The 21,165-nt window shown below is 58.0% G+C and carries 17 protein-coding genes; 6 read left to right on the top strand and 11 right to left on the bottom strand.

The genetic code is table 11. The features are described from left to right. Positions 1–54: 54 nt before the first annotated feature. The 3 genes from ftsN to priA all read right to left on the bottom strand — a co-directional run bounded on the left by ftsN (position 55) and on the right by priA (position 4,485). Complete coding sequence (gene ftsN / locus CW267_RS06950; protein ID WP_071599441.1) at positions 55–1,017, bottom strand: cell division protein FtsN; 963 nt, start codon at positions 1,015–1,017, stop codon at positions 55–57. Positions 1,018–1,110: 93 nt separating this feature from the next. Further along, entirely contained in the window at positions 1,111–2,139 is a 1,029-nt protein-coding gene (gene cytR, locus CW267_RS06945; RefSeq protein WP_002882921.1) for a DNA-binding transcriptional regulator CytR, read from the bottom strand. Positions 2,140–2,289: 150 nt separating this feature from the next. Next, complete coding sequence (gene priA, locus CW267_RS06940) at positions 2,290–4,485, bottom strand: primosomal protein N' (RefSeq protein WP_016162052.1); 2,196 nt, start codon at positions 4,483–4,485, stop codon at positions 2,290–2,292. A gap of 252 nt (positions 4,486–4,737) precedes the next feature. On the opposite strand from priA, the gene rpmE reads away from it, so the two are divergent. Continuing rightward, positions 4,738–4,950, top strand: a complete 213-nt coding sequence (gene rpmE / locus CW267_RS06935) for a 50S ribosomal protein L31 (RefSeq protein WP_008807868.1) — start codon at positions 4,738–4,740, stop codon at positions 4,948–4,950. Between the two features lie 102 nt (positions 4,951–5,052). Here rpmE and metJ read toward each other — a convergent pair whose 3' ends face one another. Then, a complete protein-coding gene (gene metJ / locus CW267_RS06930; protein WP_004107547.1) occupies positions 5,053–5,370 on the bottom strand; it encodes a met regulon transcriptional regulator MetJ in 318 nt (105 codons plus the stop codon). A gap of 267 nt (positions 5,371–5,637) precedes the next feature. Between metJ and metB the strand changes: the two genes are divergently transcribed. Together metB and CW267_RS06920 are read left to right on the top strand one after the other, a co-directional pair. Further along, on the top strand, positions 5,638–6,798 hold the full coding sequence (gene metB / locus CW267_RS06925) for a cystathionine gamma-synthase (protein ID WP_008807867.1): 1,161 nt from the start codon (positions 5,638–5,640) through the stop codon (positions 6,796–6,798). A gap of 2 nt (positions 6,799–6,800) precedes the next feature. Then, a complete protein-coding gene (locus tag CW267_RS06920) occupies positions 6,801–9,233 on the top strand; it encodes a bifunctional aspartate kinase/homoserine dehydrogenase II (protein WP_008807866.1) in 2,433 nt (810 codons plus the stop codon). A gap of 38 nt (positions 9,234–9,271) precedes the next feature. On the opposite strand, the gene CW267_RS06915 is transcribed toward CW267_RS06920, so the two are convergent. Next, the gene (locus CW267_RS06915; protein ID WP_032439077.1) at positions 9,272–9,643 is read right to left on the bottom strand and encodes a carboxymuconolactone decarboxylase family protein; all 372 of its coding nucleotides are present in this window, start codon (positions 9,641–9,643) and stop codon (positions 9,272–9,274) included. A 91-nt stretch (positions 9,644–9,734) separates the two neighbouring features. On the opposite strand from CW267_RS06915, the gene CW267_RS06910 reads away from it, so the two are divergent. Then, positions 9,735–10,643: a LysR family transcriptional regulator gene (locus CW267_RS06910; RefSeq protein ID WP_100781509.1), complete on the top strand. Its 909-nt coding sequence runs from the start codon at positions 9,735–9,737 to the stop codon at positions 10,641–10,643. Between the two features lie 2 nt (positions 10,644–10,645). On the opposite strand, the gene CW267_RS06905 is transcribed toward CW267_RS06910, so the two are convergent. Then, entirely contained in the window at positions 10,646–11,662 is a 1,017-nt protein-coding gene (locus CW267_RS06905; RefSeq protein ID WP_032731553.1) for a substrate-binding domain-containing protein, read from the bottom strand. A 91-nt stretch (positions 11,663–11,753) separates the two neighbouring features. Continuing rightward, entirely contained in the window at positions 11,754–13,253 is a 1,500-nt protein-coding gene (locus tag CW267_RS06900; RefSeq protein WP_047667236.1) for a PTS transporter subunit EIIC, read from the bottom strand. 356 nt (positions 13,254–13,609) lie between these two features. On the opposite strand from CW267_RS06900, the gene metF reads away from it, so the two are divergent. After that, positions 13,610–14,497 carry a methylenetetrahydrofolate reductase gene (metF, locus tag CW267_RS06895; RefSeq protein WP_002882952.1) on the top strand — a complete coding sequence of 296 codons (888 nt, stop codon included), beginning with the start codon at positions 13,610–13,612 and terminating at the stop codon, positions 14,495–14,497. Positions 14,498–14,587: 90 nt separating this feature from the next. On the opposite strand, the gene gldA is transcribed toward metF, so the two are convergent. The 3 genes from gldA to CW267_RS06880 form a co-directional block, all read right to left on the bottom strand. Beyond that, positions 14,588–15,691, bottom strand: a complete 1,104-nt coding sequence (gene gldA / locus CW267_RS06890; RefSeq protein WP_012969213.1) for a bifunctional L-1,2-propanediol dehydrogenase/glycerol dehydrogenase — start codon at positions 15,689–15,691, stop codon at positions 14,588–14,590. Positions 15,692–15,745: 54 nt separating this feature from the next. Then, positions 15,746–16,408, bottom strand: coding sequence for a fructose-6-phosphate aldolase (gene fsa, locus CW267_RS06885; protein WP_100781508.1), 663 nt, complete (start codon positions 16,406–16,408; stop codon positions 15,746–15,748). 204 nt (positions 16,409–16,612) lie between these two features. Further along, positions 16,613–17,599, bottom strand: a complete 987-nt coding sequence (locus CW267_RS06880) for an AraC family transcriptional regulator (protein WP_022064623.1) — start codon at positions 17,597–17,599, stop codon at positions 16,613–16,615. Positions 17,600–17,623: 24 nt separating this feature from the next. Here CW267_RS06880 and zinT point away from each other — a divergent pair, with 24 nt between their 5' ends. Continuing rightward, positions 17,624–18,274: a metal-binding protein ZinT gene (gene zinT / locus CW267_RS06875; protein ID WP_044643258.1), complete on the top strand. Its 651-nt coding sequence runs from the start codon at positions 17,624–17,626 to the stop codon at positions 18,272–18,274. A 48-nt stretch (positions 18,275–18,322) separates the two neighbouring features. Here zinT and ppc read toward each other — a convergent pair whose 3' ends face one another. Then, positions 18,323–20,974, bottom strand: a complete 2,652-nt coding sequence (ppc, locus tag CW267_RS06870) for a phosphoenolpyruvate carboxylase (RefSeq protein WP_008807858.1) — start codon at positions 20,972–20,974, stop codon at positions 18,323–18,325. Between the last annotated feature and the right edge of the window lie 191 nt (positions 20,975–21,165).

The following is a 21,165-nucleotide window of genomic DNA, read 5'->3' as shown; positions in this document are numbered from 1 at the left end:
CCGCGCTGTCCGCGGGGCCGAATGCAATTATAGATGGGGGGGATTTTGAGGGTTTCAACCCCTGGCGGCGAGACGAATGCAGTTCGCGTGTCCGGCCATCTTCAGACGGGTGATCATCTCGTTGGCGCTTTCTTTGCCTTTCAGCGGGCCAATGACTACGCGGTTCCAGCCGTTGTTGGTGGTGATATGTGAAGCAAACCCTTCAAAAGCCAGCTGAGCGCGGACGGTTTCGGCCTGCTCGGCGCCTTTAAAGGAGCCGCACTGGATCATCCAGCTACGATCGTCTTTCTTCTCGGCGGCTTTCGGCGCTTCCTCCACGCGGGTTACCGGCGCGGCGGCCTGCGTACGTGGCTGCGTGGTATTGGTATGCGCCGGCGTCTGCAGCAGATCCTGGTACGGCTGCTGGTTCGACGCGGTCTGCTTCGGCTGTTGCTGTTGCACCGGCTTCGGCTGCTGGACGCGCGGCTGCTGCTGCACGGCCTGCGGCTGAGTTTGCGCCCACTGCTGCTGTTGCGCCTGCTGTTGCTGCTGTGCTAAACGCTGACGCTGCAGCGTCTGCTGGCGCTGTGCCGGGGTTTGTTCGTTCCACGGCACTTCGGTCAGCTGGGTCGGCTGCTGGCGCATATCGGCCTGCATCTGGGCGAGCAGCTGGCGCTGCTCGTCGGTCAGCTGTTCCGGTTTCATCACCTCGCCACCGGCGGTCGGTTCGGTCGGCGCGCGGACGCCAGGCTGGCGGCTTTCCAGCTCTTTGATATAGCGCCAGCGCTCTTCCGGTTTTGGCGGCAAGCCGTTACCGGCGGCCTGGCGATTTTGCATCGCTTCCGCTTCTTCTTTCTTATGGTGCGTAATGAAATAAAGTCCACCGATAAAGGCCACCAGCACCGCCGCCGCGATCGCCACCATCGCCGGTGAAATCGCCGGAAGGCTGCTTTGCTTATTCCTTGAGCTTCGGGTAGTGCTCTTTTTGCGCCGCGAAGAAGCCGGTTGGCTGCGGCGTACATAATCTCGTTGTGCCACTATCGTTTCGCTGTCTTATATTTGTTCGTCAGCCCGCCATGTTACTTAAGCGGCGGGCCTTTGACCAGAAGAGCAGGCCCGAAAGCCTGATGGTTATCGTCTGATTTTTTGCGTACTGCCGCGAACGATCAGTTCGCAATCGAGCAGACGTGAGCCGCTGTTCACATTATGACCCTGCATTTGCTCAAGTAATAGCAGCATTCCTTCACGGCCGATATCAAAACGCGGCTGTGAAACGGTAGTCAACGGCGGATCGCAAAATTCAGACAACGCGATGTTATCGAAGCCGACAATCGACAGGTCGTCCGGCACCTTCAGGCCGCGGCGTTTCGCCAGCGACAAGGCGCCCAGCGCCATCACATCACTATGGCAGAAGACCGCGGTGGGCGGCACAGGTTGCGCCAGCAGTTGTTCCAGCGCATTGGCGCCGGCTTCGAAAGTAAAGTTGCCGCGAGCGATATAGTGCGGATCGACGGTGATGCCACTGCGACGCAGCGCCTGCACGTAACCCTGCAGACGATAATGGCACAGCGGCATATCTTCCGGGCCAGCGATACAGCCAATACGCTGGTGTCCCAGTTCGTGGAGATAGTTCACCGCGTTAAAGGCCGCCGTCAGGTTATCGATGTGGACGGTGGGCAGCTCCAGCTCCGGCGCGAATTCGTTCGACATGACCATCGGCGGCAAATTGCGCTGCTCTTCCACGCTGGCGTCGAATGGCAGGCGCGAGCTGAGCAGCACCATACCGTCGATCTGCTTGGTGATAATAAGGTCGATAAAGGTTTTTTCTTTCTGGTTCTGGTGGGCGCAATCGCCGATTAACACCAGATAACCGTGCTCGGCGGCCGTGACTTCAATTCCGCGGATGACTTCACTAAAAAAGGGATCGCAGATATCCGGCACGATCACGAGGATCGTCCGCGATTCGTTGCGCTTCATATTTCGCCCGAGCGACTGCGGTAAATAGCCGACTTCCAGCGCCGCCTGCTCGACCCGGTTACGGGTGGCTTGCGACACCTTATCAGGGTTCATCAACGCTCGGGACACGGTTGCCGTGGAAACGTTTGCCTTGAGGGCGACGTCTTTCATGGTGGCGGCAACCACTTGTTTTTTGGGCTTCACCTGGTTTCTCCTCGCTGAATGGCGCTGACATTTCCCTTGCGCGCTAACTGCTGCATCATTTTTATCAGATAGTCGCGGCAGTGAGTTACAGAATTTTCATGAAAAACGTGATGCTTGTTGAATTTTTCGATCCGGCTCGCAAGAGAAGCCTTACCCTTCAATAGGATCGACATCCAGCACCCATTTCACTTTTCTCGCCTCCGGTAGCGTATTGATTAACGCCAGCGTACCGCTAACGATGTGCTGCAGGCGCACCCGCGAAGGGTGCTGCAGTAATATTTGCCAGCGCCAGCGGCCGCCGCGCTTCGGCGCCAGCGCCGGAACCGGACCGAGCACCCACAGTTTATCGTCGGCCAGCGGGCTGGCCTGCAAGAGATTACGTAACTGCTGTAAAAAAAGCGGCGCCTGCTGGTTGTTATGGTCTTCAGCACGTATCAACACGTGACTGGTCCACGGCGGTAGCTGCATCGTCTGGCGTTCGGCCAGCGCCTGCTCGGCAAAGGCGTCGTAGCCTTTATACAGCAGGGTCTGCAGCAGAGGATGCTCCGGATGGTGGGTTTGCAGGATCACTTCGCCCTGTTTTCCTGCCCGGCCCGCTCGTCCGGAGACCTGGGTATAGAGCTGAGCGAAACGCTCTGCGGAGCGGAAATCAGCGGAAAATAGCGCCCCGTCGACGTCCAGCAGGGAGACGAGGGTCACGTCCGGAAAGTGGTGGCCTTTGGCCAGCATTTGGGTGCCGATCAAAATGCGCGCGCCGCCGCGGTGGACTGCGGCGAGATGTTCCTCAAGCGCCCCTTTACGGCTGGTGGTATCGCGGTCGATACGCGAGATAGGCACGCCAGGGAACAGCGGCGTCAGGGACTGCTCCAGTTGCTCGGTGCCGATACCCACCGGCACCAGATGTGTGGAACCGCAGGAAGGGCACTGGCGCGGGACAGGGCGCTGACTGTCGCAATGGTGGCAGCGCAGATGGTGCTGCGCCTGGTGCAACGTATAGTAGCTGTCGCAGCGCGGGCACTCCGCGATCCAGCCGCAGTCGTGGCACAGCAGCGCCGGCGCAAAGCCGCGGCGGTTAAGAAACAGGATCACCTGGTTATCCGCCTGCAGATGCTGGCGCATGCGGTTGATCAGCGCGGGTGACAGACCCGCCTGCAGCACCTGTCCTTTCAGGTCGAGCACGTGCTGCTGGGCTGGACGCGCGTTGCCCGCGCGTTTGCTTAAGGTTAACTGCCGATATTTGCCCTGGCGGACGTTGTGCAGGGTCTCCAGCGCCGGCGTCGCCGAGCCGAGAATAATCGGGATCTGTTCGCTGTGAGCGCGCCATACCGCCAGGTCGCGGGCGTGGTAGCGCCAGCCTTCCTGCTGTTTGTAGGAGCTGTCATGCTCTTCGTCGATGACGATGACGCCGAGATCTTTAAACGGCGTAAACAGCGAGGAGCGAGTGCCTATCACAATGGCCGCTTCGCCGTTTTTCGCCTTCAGCCAGGCCGAGAGACGTTCGCTGTCATTGAGTCCGGAGTGCAGCACTTCCACCGGCGCATTAAAGCGCTGGCGAAAACGGGCGATAGTTTGCGGCGTCAGGCCGATCTCCGGCACCATCACCAGCGCCTGGCGCCCCTGCGCCAGTACATTCTCCAGCACGCTCAAGTAGACTTCCGTTTTCCCTGAGCCTGTGATGCCTGCCAGTAGCCAGGCGGAGAAGCGATCGGCAGCGCTGTGGATCGCCCCGACGGCGGTGGCCTGTTCGGTATTCAGACGCAGGCGCTCGCCGGCAACCGAATACGTGCTGCGCCAGTCGGTGAGGACGGGCGCTTCACAGGCCAGCTCCGCCAGCCCTTTGCCACGCAGCGCCTGCAGCGCCGCTTCATTAAATTCCAGTTCGCTAACCTGATGACGCCAGATCTTTCCCTGGCGCAGCGCCGCCAGCGCCTGCTGCTGCTTTGGGGAGCGTTTCAGACCGTTGAGGTCGACAGCCTGCCCCTGCTCGGTGGCGAACCAGTACCACAGCGGCGTCGCGCTGGCGGGTTTGCCCTGGCGCAGCAGAATGGGCAGCGCATGGAACAGCACATCGCCAATCGGATGATGGTAATACTCAGCCGCCCACATCAGCAGTCGCCAGACGGTGCCAGAGAAGACCGGCTCGTCGTCCAGCGCTTCGGCGACCGGTTTGAGTTCATCCAGCGGCAGCTCGCTGCGCTCGCTCACCGCCGCGACAATGCCGATCCGCTCCTGTTTGCCGAACGGCACCCGCACCCGACAGCCCGCTTTGACCGTCATGCCATCAGGCAGCAGATAGTCAAAGGTGCGCGGTAGCGGAACGGGTAGGGCAACGTGGGCGACGGGCATGTCATCTTCCTGACTTGAAATCTGGCGGGATAGTATACACATTACGATAAGGCGGCGCGGATCAGTTTGCATATGCTGGTCAAATTCTGTATGATTCGCCGCCTTCAATGCACTTTATACCGCATTGGAGATTGACCATTACCGTACGCTTCGCGCTGTCAGCAGCGTGGAAGACGACGGGAAATTATTAATATCGCGTGGTGTCTGGCGTTAGGGCTGGAAGAGCGACGCGGCCTTAACTGAGGTTCTCCCATGAAAAAAGGTATTCACCCAAAATACGAAGAAATTACTGCTACCTGTTCTTGCGGTAATGTCATGAAAATCCGTTCCACCGTTGGTCACGACCTGAACCTCGACGTGTGCGGTAAATGCCACCCGTTCTTCACCGGCAAACAGCGTGATGTTGCTACCGGTGGCCGTGTTGACCGCTTCAACAAGCGCTTCAGCATCCCGGGCAGCAAGTAAGTTGCCAGAAGAAGCCGCCTCAGGGCGGCTTTTTTGTGCCTCTCGCCAGCCTGGGCGGGACACAAAAAAGGGCGGAAAATTGCTTCCGCCCTTTTTATCAACTCAGTATTCCCACGTATCCGGGTCGATCCCCAGTTCACGCATAATCTCTTTCGCCGCTTCCGGGATCTCATCGCTGCGCTCTTTACGCAGGTCTTCATCGTTAGGCAACGGTTGTCCGGTAAAGGCATGCAGGAACGCTTCGCACAGCAGCTCGCTGTTGGTCGCGTGACGCAGGTTGTTCACCTGACGACGCGTGCGTTCATCGGTGAGGATTTTTAACACCTTCAGAGGAATGGAAACCGTAATTTTCTTTACTTGCTCACTCTTCTTACCGTGCTCAGCGTATGGGCTGATATATTCGCCGCTCCATTCAGCCATGAGATACCTTAATCCTCTGTTTATTAGTGAAGGGCCAGAATATTCCGCCCGGGCTATAATTGCGCGTAGTTTACCGTATGAGCGCGCTTTCTAACATGAGATAAGCCGCTACCGACGTGCGCTAATGCATATAATTTTAACGGCTATTTGCACTTTGCTCAATCTATACGCAAAGAAGTTTAGATGTCCAGATGTATTGACGTCTATTGTGACAATGTTTACTCTGGAGCCTGACTTTTCACCGATTCAGCCCAGGAACTTCCCAACATGACGCGTAAACAGGCCACCATCGCAGTGCGTAGCGGTTTAAATGACGACGAGCAGTACGGTTGCGTTGTCCCGCCGATCCACCTTTCCAGTACCTATAACTTCACCGGCTTTAATGAACCTCGCGCCCACGACTACTCCCGCCGCGGCAACCCGACGCGTGATGTGGTGCAGCGCGCCTTAGCGGAGCTGGAAGGTGGCGCCGGCGCGGTGCTGACCAATACCGGTATGTCGGCGATCCTGCTGGTGACGACGGTGTTCCTTAAGCCGGGCGATCTGCTGGTGGCGCCGCACGACTGCTACGGCGGCAGCTACCGTCTGTTCGACAGCCTGGCGAAGCGCGGCTGTTATCGCGTCCAGTTCGTCGATCAAAATGATGAGCAGGCGCTGCGGGCGGCATTGGCGGAAAAACCGAAGCTGGTGCTGGTCGAAAGCCCAAGTAATCCATTGCTGCGGGTGGTGGATATTGCGAAAATCTGTGGTCTGGCGCGTGAGGCAGGCGCGGTGAGCGTGGTGGACAACACCTTCCTGAGCCCGGCGCTGCAAAACCCGCTGGCGCTGGGTGCCGATCTGGTGTTGCATTCCTGTACTAAATACCTGAATGGCCACTCCGATGTGGTGGCCGGGGTGGTGATTGCCAACGATCCGGCGACTGTCACCGAACTGGCATGGTGGGCGAATAATATTGGCGTCACCGGCGGCGCCTTCGACAGCTATTTGTTGCTGCGCGGTCTGCGGACGCTGTCTCCGCGTATGGAAGTGGCGCAGCGTAATGCCCTGGCGATTGTTGAGTATCTGAAAACCCAGCCGCTGGTGAAAAAGCTGTATCATCCGTCGCTGCCGGAAAACCAGGGGCATGAAATTGCGGCGCGTCAGCAAAAAGGTTTTGGCGCAATGTTAAGCTTCGAGCTGGACGGTGACGAGCAGACGCTGCGCCGTTTCCTGAGCGGGCTGTCGCTGTTTACACTGGCGGAATCGCTGGGGGGCGTTGAAAGCCTGATTTCCCATGCGGCAACGATGACGCATGCCGGCATGGCGCCTGAAGCGCGTGCCGCCGCCGGAATTTCAGAAACGCTTCTGCGTATTTCAACCGGTATTGAAGATGGTGAAGATTTAATTGCCGACCTGGAAAATGGCTTCCGGGCAGCAAACGAGGAATAAAAATGAGTGTGATTGCGCAGGCAGGGGCGAAGGGTCGTCAGCTGCACAAATTTGGTGGGAGTAGTTTAGCGGATGCGAAATGTTACCTGCGCGTCGCGGGGATCATGAAGGAATATTCGCAGGCGGGCGACATGATGGTTGTCTCCGCCGCTGGCAGCACCACCAACCAGCTGATCAGCTGGCTTAAACTTAGCCAGAGCGATCGCCTTGCTGCGCATCAGGTTCAGCAGTCGCTTCGCCGTTATCAGACCGAGCTGATTGGCGGTCTGGTGGAGCCGGCGGCCGCTGACACGTTAATTGCCGCCTTCATCCATGACCTTGAGCGTCTGGCAGGGCTGCTTGATGGCGGGGTTACCGAAGCGGTTTATGCGGAAGTAGTCGGCCATGGTGAAGTCTGGTCCGCACGCCTGATGGCGGCGGTCCTTAACCAACTGGGTATGGAAGCGGCCTGGCTGGATGCTCGCGCTTTCCTGCGTGCGGAACGCGCCGCGCAGCCGCAGGTGGATGAAGGATTATCTTATCCACTGCTGCAACAGCTGATGGCGCAACATCCGAATAAGCGTCTGGTGGTGACCGGCTTTATCTCCCGCAACCAGGCCGGGGAAACCGTCCTGCTGGGCCGTAACGGGTCTGACTACTCCGCCACGCAGATCGGCGCGCTGGCGGGCGCCTCTCGCGTCACCATCTGGAGTGATGTCGCCGGGGTGTACAGCGCGGATCCGCGTAAGGTCAAAGATGCCTGTCTGCTGCCGCTGCTGCGTCTGGATGAAGCCAGCGAGCTGGCGCGTCTGGCCGCTCCAGTGCTCCACGCCCGCACGCTGCAGCCGGTGTCCGCCAGCGATATCGATCTGCAGTTACGTTGCAGCTATACGCCGGAACAGGGTTCTACGCGCATTGAGCGCGTGCTGGCTTCGGGTACTGGCGCGCGGATTGTCACCAGCCATGATGACGTCTGTCTGGTGGAGTTCCAGGTGCCGGCCAGCCATGATTTCAAACTGGCGCATAAAGAGCTGGACGCCCTGCTCAAACGCGCCCAGCTGCGCCCGTTAGCCGTTGGCGTCCATGCCGACCGTAAGCTGCTGCAGTTCTGCTATACCTCCGAGGTCGCCGACAGCGCGCTGAAGCTGCTCGATGAAGCGGGTCTGCCGGGCGAGCTGCGTCTGCGTCAGAAGCTGGCGCTGGTGGCGATGGTGGGCGCGGGTGTCACCCGTAACCCACTGCACTGCCATCGTTTCTGGCAGCAACTGAAAGGGCAACCGGTGGAGTTCACCTGGCAGTCCGAAGAGGGGATCAGTCTGGTAGCCGTGTTGCGCGCCGGACCAACGGAAAGCCTGATCCAGGGGCTGCATCAGACCTTGTTTCGTGCAGAGAAGCGTATTGGCCTGATGCTGTTCGGCAAGGGGAACATTGGCTCCCGCTGGCTGGAGCTGTTTGCCCGCGAACAAACCACCTTGTCGGCGCGTACTGGCTTCGAGTTTGTTCTCGCCGGCGTAGTCGACAGTAAACGCAGCCTGCTGAACTACGACGGGCTGGATGCCAGCCGGGCGCTGGCCTTCTTCAACGATGAAGCGGTGGAACAGGATGAAGAGTCGCTGTTCCTGTGGATGCGCGCGCATCCGTACGATGATTTAGTGGTACTGGACGTCACCGCCAGCGAACAGCTGGCCGACCAGTACCTTGATTTCGCCAGCCATGGTTTCCATGTGATCAGCGCCAACAAGCTGGCGGGCGCCAGCAGCAGTGATAAATATCGCCAGATCCACGACGCGTTTGAGAAGACGGGTCGTCACTGGCTGTATAACGCTACCGTTGGCGCGGGTTTGCCGGTGAACCATACGGTGCGCGATCTGATCGACAGCGGCGATACCATCCTCGGCCTGAGCGGTATCTTCTCGGGAACGCTCTCCTGGCTGTTCCTGCAGTTTGATGGCACCGTGCCGTTCACCGACCTGGTGGACCAGGCCTGGCAGCAGGGGCTGACCGAGCCGGATCCGCGCGTCGATCTGTCCGGTAAGGATGTGATGCGTAAGCTGGTGATCCTCGCGCGGGAAGCGGGTTATGACATCGAACCGGATCAGGTCCGTGTGGAATCACTGGTCCCTGCACACTGCGAAGAGGGGTCGGTCGATCACTTCTTTGAAAATGGCGAAGAGCTGAACGAGCAAATGCTGCAGCGCCTGGAGGCGGCCCGCGAAATGGGGCTGGTGCTCCGCTACGTGGCGCGCTTTGATGCTAACGGCAAAGCACGCGTCGGCGTGGAAGCGGTACGTGAAGAGCACCCGCTGGCGGCGCTGCTGCCGTGCGATAACGTGTTCGCCATCGAAAGCCGCTGGTATCGCGATAACCCGCTGGTGATCCGCGGACCCGGCGCCGGGCGCGATGTGACCGCCGGGGCGATCCAGTCGGATATTAACCGTCTGGCGCAGCTGCTGTAGTTCCGAGAAAAAGACCAGGCGCTGCCTGGTCTTTTTTGTTAGTGCGTCGCAAAAACCGCTTTAGCGGCAAACAGGCCGTTGAGCGCCGCCGGGAATCCGGCGTAGACCGCCATCTGCATGATCACTTCCGTAATCTCCTCTTGTGTCAGGCCGACATTTAATCCTGCGGCAATGTGTACTTTCAGCTGTGGCGCGGCGTTACCCAGCGCGGTGAGCGCGGCAATAGTGGCGATTTCCCGGCTGCGTAAATCGAGCCCCGGCCGGGCGTAAATATCGCCGAAGGGGAACTCAATCAGATAGCGGGCGAAATCGGGGGCGATATCCTGCAGGCTGTCGACGACGGCTTCCCCGCCGTGGCCATCCACCCGCTGCAGCATTTCCTGACCGGTGATATAACGTTCGCTGGACATCATTTTTTCCTCTCTGTGATGAAGCGTTGAGAGGAAGGGTAGGGAAGTGTGCCGGACTTGAGTAATACCCTTTTCGTGATACCTTTTCAGTATGACAACTTCGCGATTACATTCCCTGGATATTCGCCTGCTGCGCGCCTTTGCCGTGGTGGCGGAGGAAAATAACATCAGCCGGGCGGCGCAGCGGTTATTTATCTCGCAGCCGCCGCTGACCCGCCATATCCGCCATCTGGAAGCGCAGCTGGGGGTGACGCTGTTTCAGCGCCACAGCAAAGGCTTGATCCTGACCGACGCGGGAAGAGAGGTGCTGGAGATGATTCGACCTCTGCTGGTGCTCCAGGAACGCACGCTGGCGGCATTGAGCCAGCTCTCCGCTCACTCGCCGCAGCCCTTGCGTCTGGGATTGACCACCGCCTTTGAACAGGGCATTTTCGCCGCCGTTGAATCTGCGCTGAGCGATCATACCCGCACGTTGCATATTACCCGCCACGCCTCACCGGCACTGACTCAGCAGGTACGCAAAGGCAAACTCGATGCGGCGCTGGTCGCGCTGCCGCTGAATACTGAAGGGCTGCACCTGCATCCTTTGCCATATCAGGAGCCGCTCATCGCGGCATTGCCTGTCTCCTGGCCGGAAGCCGCCAGACCAGCGTTAACGCTACGCGCGCTCAATCATCGGCCGCTGTTCTGGTTTAAACGCGAGCGCAATCCCGATTTCTTTGACTACACGCGACGTATTTTCGACCGGGCTGGTTATACCCCCGCTTACGTGGAAGAGCCTGCCGAACATGATGTGCTGCTGGCGCGTATTGCGCGTGGCGAAGGCATGATCCTCCTGCCGGCGTCCTTTTCCGCGATCCAGCGTCAGGGGGTGGTGTTCTGTCCTGTCGCTGAAGGCGACAGCATGCCGTTAAGCCTTGGCGTGGTCTATGCGCCTCACCAGGCAGAATCCGTGCAGCAATGGCTTCCTCTGCTGGATGACCATCTGACGACGCGCTAGCCTCAGGCTGACTCTCGAGCCACCAGCTGTCCGGAAAGGGTAATGCGCTGGGTCGGCAGGGCAGGTTCTTTGATCTTGCGGATAATGAGCGAGGCAACCTGACGTCCTGTCTCTTCGCTGGCGGAAGAGACGTAAGTGAAGGATGGCGAGGTTAAATTCACGTGCATCATGTCTTCGAAACCCACCAGCGCCACCTGCTGAGTGAGAAAGACATCTTTTCCCACCGTGCGTCCAACCTGATGAATGCCGCTGAGGCAGCCAATCATTGCATCAGGCGAGTGGCACAGCAGGGCGGTAATGGCATTATTTTTTTCCAGCAGCTGGCGGGTGGCGATACTGGCGGCCTGGGTGTTGTCGCTGCAGGCGGGGGCAAATTCTTCCCGCACCGTCATGCCGTTCTTCTCCAGTGTGCTGAATAAGCCAAGCAGCCGCTGCTGACGGATCAGGTCGTTATCCTGTCCGCCGATGTAGGCAATGTAGCGATGGCCGCGCTCAATCAGATAACGGGTGGCGATGCTGGCGGCCTGGCGGTTATCGCGGACCACCTGATCATGGTGGCCGGTGAGCAGCGTTTGCGAGACCGCGACCAGCGGCAGCGGACATGCCTGTAAGGCCTCGGGCAACGCATTGCTGGTGGTGTCGGCATCAAGATATATCACGCCGGCGACGCCCTGCTGTTTAAACGACAGCAGGCAGCGGGCCAGATAGTCATGATCGTCGCGCGGCTGGCCGAGAATGACCATATAGCCCTGCTTTTCGAGCTCCTGGACGATATTCGCCATCACCTTGATGGAAAAGCTGTCGTTGAAGTCGCGCAGGATCAGGCCGATCAGGTTGGTGGTGTTGGCGCGGAGATTAGCGGCGGCAACGTTATGCACATAGCCAAGTTCCTGGATGGCCGCGTTGACTTTTTCGATGGTCGCGTCGGAGATCTTCCCTTTCTGACGTAATACCAGCGAGACCGTCGAAACGGAGACGCCGGCCAGTTTCGCCACATCTATAATGCTGACTTTCTTCAAAATCGCTCCATGACAACGCGTGTATAACCGTCAGATCGCAGACATAGGCTTACCCACGGCAAGCCTATTTCCACACCATAACACCTTCTTGTTATTTGCCAATCATCCCCGACATGGTTTGTGCGATAAATTGCGCTCTGGCGCCAAAAATAATCTGGATGCCGTTATCGCCGACGAAGACCACCCCGCGCGCGCCGATGCCGTTGAGGCCATCTTTATCAACCGCATCGCGCTCAGCCACTTCCAGGCGCAGGCGGGTGATGCAGGCCCCGACGGAATCGATATTTTGTGAACCGCCGAGAAGATTGACGATCTCGGTCGCCAGCTCCGCATCGGTTTTATCGTCGGCAGTGACCGTGATATCGGTGCGGCCCGGCGTTTTCACATCGAAACGGCGGATAACGAAGCGGAAGGTGAAATAATAAATCAGCCCCATCGGCACGCCAACAATCACCGCGTTGAGGAAGTGGGTTTGATAGCCGTTGAGCGACGGCAGAATACCGAAGGAGATATAGTCGATAAGCCCTGCGGAGAAAGATTTAGCGATATGCGCATGCAGGAGATACATCGTCATGTACGAGAGCCCCGCCATGATGGCGTTGAAGATGTACAGGATCGGCGCCACGAAGATAAAGGTAAATTCTACGGGCTCGGTAATGCCGGTCAGGAAACAGGTCAGCGCGGCGGAGAACAGAATACCGGCCGCGATTTTTTTATTCTTAGTATGCGCTTCGTGATACATCGCCAGACAGGCGGCCGGCAGCGCGAACAGCATCAGCGGGAATTCCCCCTGCATAAATTTACCGGCGTTTTGGTAGCTGTCGGAGCTAAAGGATTTCACCCCTTCTTCCAGCATCTTAAACCAGATGGTCTGGTCGCCGTGGATCACCTGGCCTGCCTGGGTGGTGTAATCGCCGAAAGAGTACCAGAAGGACGGATACCAGATGTGGTGCAGCCCCAGCGGGATCAGCGCCCGTTCAACGAGGCCGAAAATAAAGGTCGATGCGGCCTGGTTGTCGCCATTCACCACCATCGACAGTGAGTCGATACCGGCCTGGATATGTTGCCAGACATAAGGCAACAGCAGGCCGAGAATAAACGAGAGAAACGCCGTGGCGATCGCCACGAAGCGCTTACCGGAGAAGAAACCGAGGAATTCAGGCAACTGCATCGCATGGAAGCGGTTATAGCACCACGACGCGAGAATACCGCAGATAAGCCCGCCGAAAACCCCCATCTGCAGCGTCGGGATGCCAACGACCATGGCGTATTTTCCGCCCTGAGAGGCCATCTCCGGGGTAATGCCGAGCACAGTGCTGATGGTGATGTTGGTGATAAAGACGGAAACGGCTGCCGACAGCGCAGCGATGCCCGATTCTGATGCCAGCCCCACAGCGGAACCAATCGCGAACAGCATTGGCAGGTTATCAAAAATGATGCCGCCGGCGTTCATCATTAGCGGCATATGGAATTTATCCCCGAAGGCCAACAGTAAGCCGGCGGCCGGGAGAAGCGAAATCGGCAGCATCAAGGCGCGGCCGATCATCGACAGTTTTGATAATGATTTTATGAACCCTGACCACAGACTCATGGTGATATCCCCGAATAGATTTTATAAGCATTATTGCGTAAGTAGAACGTTCTAGTAGAACGTTCTACTTAATGTGAACCAAGCTATAAGCGGCTGCAATCACAATCGCTCTGGCAATCATGGGGAGATGTTGGTTTTTTGAACTGCTTCAAATTTCATCGGGTCGAATTCTTCCTGCACGGCATCAGTTCTGGTCGGAAGATGAATTTTTTTCATTTTAGAGGCCTATTCCTCACTCTTTACGCAGATTTTTCTATTGACGCCCGCGCGCTTTTCCGTCATTTTTACATCTGGACGTCTAAACGTATAGAAGTTCGCAATATAACAGCCATTACATGCGATTGATGAGGTAAGGTATGAGCTTTTTTCACGCCAATCAGCGGGAAGCCCTGAATCAGAGCCTGGCGGAAGTCCAGGGCCAGATTAATGTGTCTTTTGAATTCTTTCCGCCGCGCACCAGTGAAATGGAGCAAACCCTGTGGAAATCCATCGATCGCCTGAGCAGTCTGAAACCGAAGTTTGTTTCGGTAACCTATGGCGCGAACTCTGGCGAGCGCGATCGCACGCACAGCATCATCAAAGGCATTAAAGAGCGAACCGGTCTGGAAGCCGCGCCGCACCTGACCTGTATCGATGCCTCTCGTGATGAGCTGCGTACTATCGCTCAGGATTACTGGAACAACGGTATTCGCCATATCGTCGCCCTGCGCGGCGACCTGCCGCCGGGCAGCGGTAAACCGGATATGTATGCCGCCGATCTGGTGACGCTGCTGAAAGAGGTGGGCGATTTCGATATCTCTGTCGCCGCGTATCCGGAAGTGCATCCGGAAGCGAAAAGCGCACAGGCGGATTTGCTGAACCTGAAGCGTAAAGTCGAGGCGGGCGCCAACCGCGCGATCACCCAGTTCTTCTTCGATGTGGAAAGCTACCTGCGTTTTCGCGATCGCTGCGTTTCGGCGGGCATCGACGTGGAAATCATTCCGGGTATCCTGCCGGTCTCCAACTTTAAACAGGCGAAAAAGTTTGCGGATATGACCAACGTCCGTATCCCGGTGTGGATGTCGAAAATGTTCGAAGGGCTGGATAACGACGCCGAAACCCGTCAGCTGGTGGGGGCGAATATCGCCATGGACATGGTGAAGATTTTAAGCCGGGAAGGGGTAAAAGACTTCCACTTCTACACCCTGAACCGCGCCGAGATGAGCTACGCCATCTGCCATACGCTGGGCGTGCGTCCGGCCTGAGTGCTTGCCGTTTCGCGCAGCCGGTGGGCGACGCGTCCGGCAGATAAACATAAAAAAACACCCGGCTGATACCGGGTGTTTTGCTCTGGTTTATTCCCATTCCTGCAGGAAGCGCTGGCCGTATTGGTCGGCCACCAACAGCGCGGCGTAGACCTGGTCTGAATCGACGCCGCCCGGCATATTGTGAATGGTTTCGCCTTCAGCGCAGGCGGCTTCCGCCACCAGGCGCATTTTGGTCGGGATATCACCTTTGATATCCAGCTGCGCCAGGGTGATCGGCAGCCCAACGCTGTGGCACAGCGCGGCGACGGTCTCTATTTCGTCCACCGGCGCATTTTCCAGCACCAGCTGCGTCAGGGTACCGAACGCCACTTTTTCCCCGTGATAATAGTGGTGGGCGTCAGGGATGGCCGTCATGCCGTTGTGAATCGCGTGCGCCGCCGCCAGGCCGCCGCTTTCAAAGCCGACGCCGCTCAGGTAGGTGTTGGCTTCCACCACTCGCTCCAGCGCCGGGGTGACCACGTGCTGTTCGGCGGCCAGCATCGCTTTTTCACCCTCTTCAAGTAAGGTGTTGTAGCACAGCTCGGCCAGCGCCAGCGCCGCCTGAGTGCATTTCCCACCCGCCATGGTGGTGGCGCCGCTACGGGAGCAGGCGCGGGCTTCGAACCAGGTGGCCAGCGCATCGCCAATCCCGGCGGCCAGCAGGCGAGCTGGCGCACCGGCAACAATCTGCGTATCGACAATGACCATGTTGGGGTTGTGTGGCAGCATCAGGTAGCTGTCGAACTCCCCTTCGTCGGTGTAAATCACCGACAGCGCGCTACACGGCGCATCGGTGGAGGCGATGGTGGGGGCGATCGCCACCGGCACCTTCATAAAATGGGCCAGCGCTTTCGCGGTATCCAGCGTTTTACCACCGCCGATCCCCAGCACGGCGGTGCACTTCGCGCTGCCGGCGATATCGCGCAGGCGATTGATTTCATTATGCGAACACTCACCGCCAAACGGCGCTATTTCGGCCGCCAGGCCAGCGTCGGCCAGGCTTTTACGCAGCATCTCTTCCGCAAACCCCAGTACGAACTTATCGCCGACTACCAGCCAGCGTTCGGCCAGCGGCTTCAGATAGTCGCCGAGGCGCTTGATGGCGCCTGCGCCCTGAATGTATTTGCCTGGTGATTGAATAATGCGATCCATTTCGATTCCTCCTCGATGACCGTGCTGCCGCCCGCAGGCGACTCGCAGGTCCGGTTACAGGTTCAGCGTGCCAAAGGCGTTATTCCAGTCCTGTTCAAACTTCTCTATGGCTGACTCTACCGCAGGGGTGCCGAGCATTTGTTGCGCTACATCTAATGGAAGGGTGATGGCTTCGCAACCGGCCAGCAGGCAATCCAGCGCCTGACGGGGCGTTTTGAAGCTCGCCGCCAGCACTTTGCTCTCGGGCGCATGCATTTCCAGCAGAGATTGCAGCTCCTGCACCATGCGGATACCGTCCCCGCCCTGGGCGTCAACGCGGTTAACGTAAGGCGCGACGTACTTTGCGCCGGCCAGTGCGGCCAGCAGGCCTTGCGAAGCGCTGTAGACGGCGGTGCCAAGAGTCGGGATGCCTTCCTTCTTCAGCATTTTGATAGCGGCGAGGCCTTCGGCGGTCACCGGGATTTTGACCACGATGCCCGGCACGGCGTTGCTCAGGCGTTTAGCTTCTTCCACCATGCCCAGCACATCGCGGCTCATGGTCTGCGCGAAGAGGGTGCCCTCCGGACCGATGGCTTTCTGCAGGCGTGGGAGCACGTCCCATACCGGGGTTTTACCGGCGGCGATAATGCTCGGGTTGGTGGTTACCCCGGCCAGCGGGTAAATGCGGGCCAGGCGTTCCACTTCGGCGACGTTGGCGGTATCCAGATAGAGTTCCATCGTGTTTTCCTCAATGCTTAATTCGATATTGTCGTTGAGGTAAGCATACGGCTTTCGTTCGAAGGACCGCCAGATGACAAATTTGCCAAAAACTGGATAAATGTACGCATCACGATTAAGGATGATTTAGATCACATTTATCGGCGATGGTGGGTTGTACAGCAATAAAGGCGCGCACAAAAGTCAGGTTTAACACACAAAAATCTAGTTTTGGGCCGGAGACGATATCTCCGTCAACTGGCTATGGTACTGACGGCGATATTCAGACGGCGAGCGCTCCGTAGTTTTGCGGAACAGGCGGCAGAAATAATTGCTGTCGGCGAAGCCGCAGGCGTGGGCGATATCTTTCACTTTCATATCGTGGCCCTTCAGCAGCATACGGGCCTGTTCAAGACGAATATGGTTCAGATATTCATTGAAGCCCATTGGCCCGCATTTCTGGAACAGGTGAGAAAGATAGTTGGGGGAGAGATAGAACGCCTGGGCCACCGATTCCCGGCTCAGCGGCTCCGCGTAATGGACGTCCATGTACTGGCGGATCGCCTCAAACAGCGCCTGGCTGCGCGAGGAGGTTTGCGCCTGGCTGCCGAGAAGGTCATGGCAGTGGCTGAGCAGGCTGACGACAATGCTGCGGGCGGTTCGCTGCTCCTGCGGCTGCATCCGGAGCTCATTGAGCGCCTGCAGCAGAAATGAACCGACGCGCGGCCCGCGGCGCAGCGCCTGCCGCTTTTCGACAACGGTTATCGCCTTGCCATTCCAGTGCTGCAGCGAGCACTCCAGCCGCTGCTTATCGAACAGGAGACTTAACAGCAGGCAGGGCGCCTGCCACTGGGGGCAGTTCCAGCTATCGCCAGGGATATAGAGCACGTCGTTCGCCTCAAGAGGGCTGGCGTTTTTGCCGAGTGCCCGGTCGGGCAACTGCCCATTGAGGATGATGTTCAGACGGGGAAAATCAACCTGCACTACCGGCTCAGCAGGCGAGCGCATCTCGCCGGCAAAATAGACCCGGCCGATACCATTCTGTTTTTTTAGGAATGAATCAATAAGTTGATTGATATCGTTGTCCATCATTCTTCCGTTCAGCGCATCACCTCTTTCATCATACCGGACATTTTTCCAGCGGTAAAAGCGCTTGCCAGTCACGCTTGCTTCCCAGATAAGATATGTTATATCGTAACAATTTGTCGCCATTGATAGCAAACTCAGGAGAGAGTAATGACCAGAAAGATCCCCCTGCTGGCCTTTGGATTCGGCATGGCGTTAGCCAGCGCCCAGGCGTTTGCCCACGGCAATCATAACCATGGCCCGGCGTTAACCGACATCGAGCGTCAGGCCAGCGAAGGCATTTTTGCCGATAAAAATGTGCAGGACCGCGCGCTGAGCGACTGGGAGGGCGTCTGGCAGTCGGTAAACCCGTATCTGCTCAATGGCGACCTCGATCCGGTGCTGGAGCAGAAGGCGAAAAAGCCCGGCGGCAAGAGCGTCGAGGAGTATCGCGCTTATTATAAGAAGGGCTACGCCACCGATGTGGAGCAGATTGGCATTGAAAATGATGTGATTGAGTTCCACGTTGGCGATGTCGTCAACAGCTGCAAATACCGCTATTCAGGCTACAAAATTCTGCATTACGCCTCCGGCAAGAAGGGCGTACGTTACCTGTTTGAGTGCCAGCAGGGCGATGCCAACGCGCCGAAATTTGTGCAGTTCAGCGACCATATTATTGGCCCGCGTAAATCGCAGCATTTCCATATTTTCATGGGCAATGAATCACAGGAGGCGTTGCTGAAAGAGATGGATAACTGGCCGACCTATTATCCATATGCGCTGCATAAAGAGCAGATCGTTGATGAGATGCTGCACCACTAGAACAGGTGAAAATCCCCCGACCGGGCGGCCGGGGGAGAGAGGCTTCGATTAGCCGGTGTTACGCATACCGGCGGCAACGCCGGCGATGGTGACCATCAGCGCTTGTTCAACGCGCGGATCCGGGTCCTTGCCTGCTTCTTCGGCCTGGCGTGAACGGTGCAGCAGTTCCGCCTGCAGGACGTTCAGCGGGTCGGTATAGATATTACGCAGCTGGATAGACTCGGCGATCCACGGCAGGTCGGCCATCAGATGGGAGTCATTGGCGATGGCCAACACGACGTTGATGTCGGCAGCCAGCAGCTTACGCAGCTCGGTACCCAGCGCCCACAGCTCCGGCTTCACCAGGCGCTGATCGTAGTACTCCGCCAGCCACAGGTCGGCCTTCGAGTAAACCATTTCCAGCATGCCAAGGCGGGTGGAGAAGAACGGCCAGTCGCGACACATCGCTTCCAGTTCACTCTGTTTTCCACCTTCGACCACCTTCTGCAGCGCGGCGCCAGCGCCCAGCCAGGCCGGTAGCATCAGGCGGTTCTGGGTCCAGGCGAAGATCCACGGAATGGCGCGCAGCGACTCGACGCCGCCGGTCGGGCGACGTTTTGCCGGACGCGAACCCAGCGGCAGTTTGCCCAGCTCCTGCTCCGGAGTCGCAGAGCGGAAGTAAGGCACGAAATCTTTGTTTTCACGTACGTAGCCGCGATACATCTTGCAGGAGACGTCGGACAGCTCAGCCATGATGTCGCGCCATTCGGCTTTCGGTTCCGGCGGCGGCAGCAGGTTGGCTTCCAGAATGGCGCTGGTATACAGCGACAGACTGCTGATGGTCACTTCCGGCAGGCCGTACTTAAAGCGGATCATCTCGCCCTGCTCGGTGACGCGCAGGCCGCCTTTCAGGCTTCCCGGCGGCTGCGAGAGCAGCGCCGCGTGGGCTGGCGCGCCGCCGCGGCCGATGGAACCGCCGCGTCCGTGGAACAGCGTCAGTTCGATACCGGCTTTCTCACAGGTTTTGATCAGCGCGTCCTGCGCCTGGTACTGCGCCCAGGAGGCGGCCATCACGCCAGCATCTTTGGCGGAGTCAGAATAGCCAATCATGACCATCTGCTTGCCCTGGATAAAGCCGCGGTACCAGTCGATATTCAGCAGCTGAGTCATGACATCGTTGGCGTTGTTCAGGTCGTCCAGCGTTTCGAACAGCGGGGCCACCGGCAGAGCAAAACCAATCCCGGCCTCTTTCAGCAGCAGATGAACCGCCAGCACGTCGGACGGCGTTTTGGCCATCGAGATCACGTAGGCGGCGATCGATCCGCGCGGCGCCTCGGCGATCACTTTGCAGGTATCGAGGACTTCACGGGTCTCTTCGCTTGGCTCCCACTGACGCGGCAGCAACGGACGTTTGGAGTTCAGTTCGCGGATCAGGAAAGCCTGTTTGTCGGCTTCTGACCAGCTTTCGTAATCGCCGATCCCGAGGTAACGGGTCATTTCGCCCAGCGCTTCGGTATGGCGAGTGCTTTCCTGACGGATATCAATACGCACCAGTGGTACGCCGAAAGACTTCACGCGGCGCAGGGTGTCGAGCAGTTCGCCGTTGGCGATAATGCCCATGCCGCAGGCCTGCAGCGATTTATAGCAGGCGTACAGCGGTTCCCACAGCTGCTCGTTCTGAGTGATCAGTCCCGCCGGTTTCGGCAGCTTCTGACCTTTCAGGCGCGCTTCCAGCCAGGCCTGAGTCTCCATCAGCTGAGTGCGCAGTTTCTTCATCAGATAACGGTACGGTTCCTGAGCACCCTCGGCGCCAGCCAGCGCGCGAAGTTCGTCGGTACACTCCACCATCGACAGCTCGGAGATCAGCACCTGCACGTCTTTGAGGAACAGATCGGTGGCTTTCCAGCGGCTGAGCAGCAGCACGTGGCGGGTGATGTCGGCGGTCACGTTCGGGTTGCCGTCGCGGTCGCCGCCCATCCACGAGGTGAAACGCACCGGGACGAAGTCCACCGGCAGCTGATAGCCAAGGTTGGCTTCCAGCTGTTCGTTCAGCTCGCGCAGATAGTTAGGCACCCCTTCCCACAGGCTGTTTTCCACCACCGCGAAGCCCCATTTGGCTTCGTCGACCGGAGACGGGCGGTATTTACGGATCTCGTCAGTATGCCAGGACTGGGCGATCAGCTGGCGCAGACGGCGCATCAGCTGATGGTGTTCGTAGTCGGCGATGTCTTTATTGTCCAGTTGCTTGAGGCAGCTGTTCACTTCCACCATTTTATGGATCAGCGTCCGGCGGGTGATCTCGGTCGGGTGGGCGGTTAATACCAGCTCCAGAGACAGAGATTCCACCGCTTTTTTGATGGTGTCTTCGTTGAGATTGGGTTGGTCTTTGAGCTTTCTCAGGGTACGCGCAATGACTTCCGGATTGCTGGCCGCTTCGCCATTTGGCGAAATGCTGTGGTACTGCTCAGCGGTGTTCGCCAGATTCAGAAACTGGCTGAAGGCACGGGCAACCGGCAGCAGTTCGTCGTTAGACAAATTCTGCAGCGTGGTCAGCAGCTCCTGGCGGTTAGCTTCGTTGCCGGCGCGTGAAGATTTGGACAACTTACGGATAGTTTCGACACGATCAAGAATATTTTCTCCCAATGCATCCTTGATGGTATCGCCCAGCACCTTGCCGAGCATACTGACATTACTACGCAATGCGGAATATTGTTCGTTCATGTTACCCCAGACACCCCATCTCATTTTATTTTGTTATATCCGCTGCGCTGGAACGTGAGCAACGGATAAGCAACCCGTCTTTTATAAAGCCACGTAAATACCCCCACGTCAATTACTGCGAAATCGCTTCAGCAAACGAGTAAATCGCCGTAATTTGCGAAATTTAATTCAGGGGGCGCTGGATAAGCATC

Source organism: Klebsiella sp. X1-16S-Nf21 (genome assembly GCF_002837615.1).
Taxonomy (GTDB): Bacteria; Pseudomonadota; Gammaproteobacteria; order Enterobacterales; family Enterobacteriaceae; genus Klebsiella; species Klebsiella variicola.
Note: the sequence above shows the minus strand (reverse complement) of the source record. Positions and strands in the feature narration are given on the sequence as shown.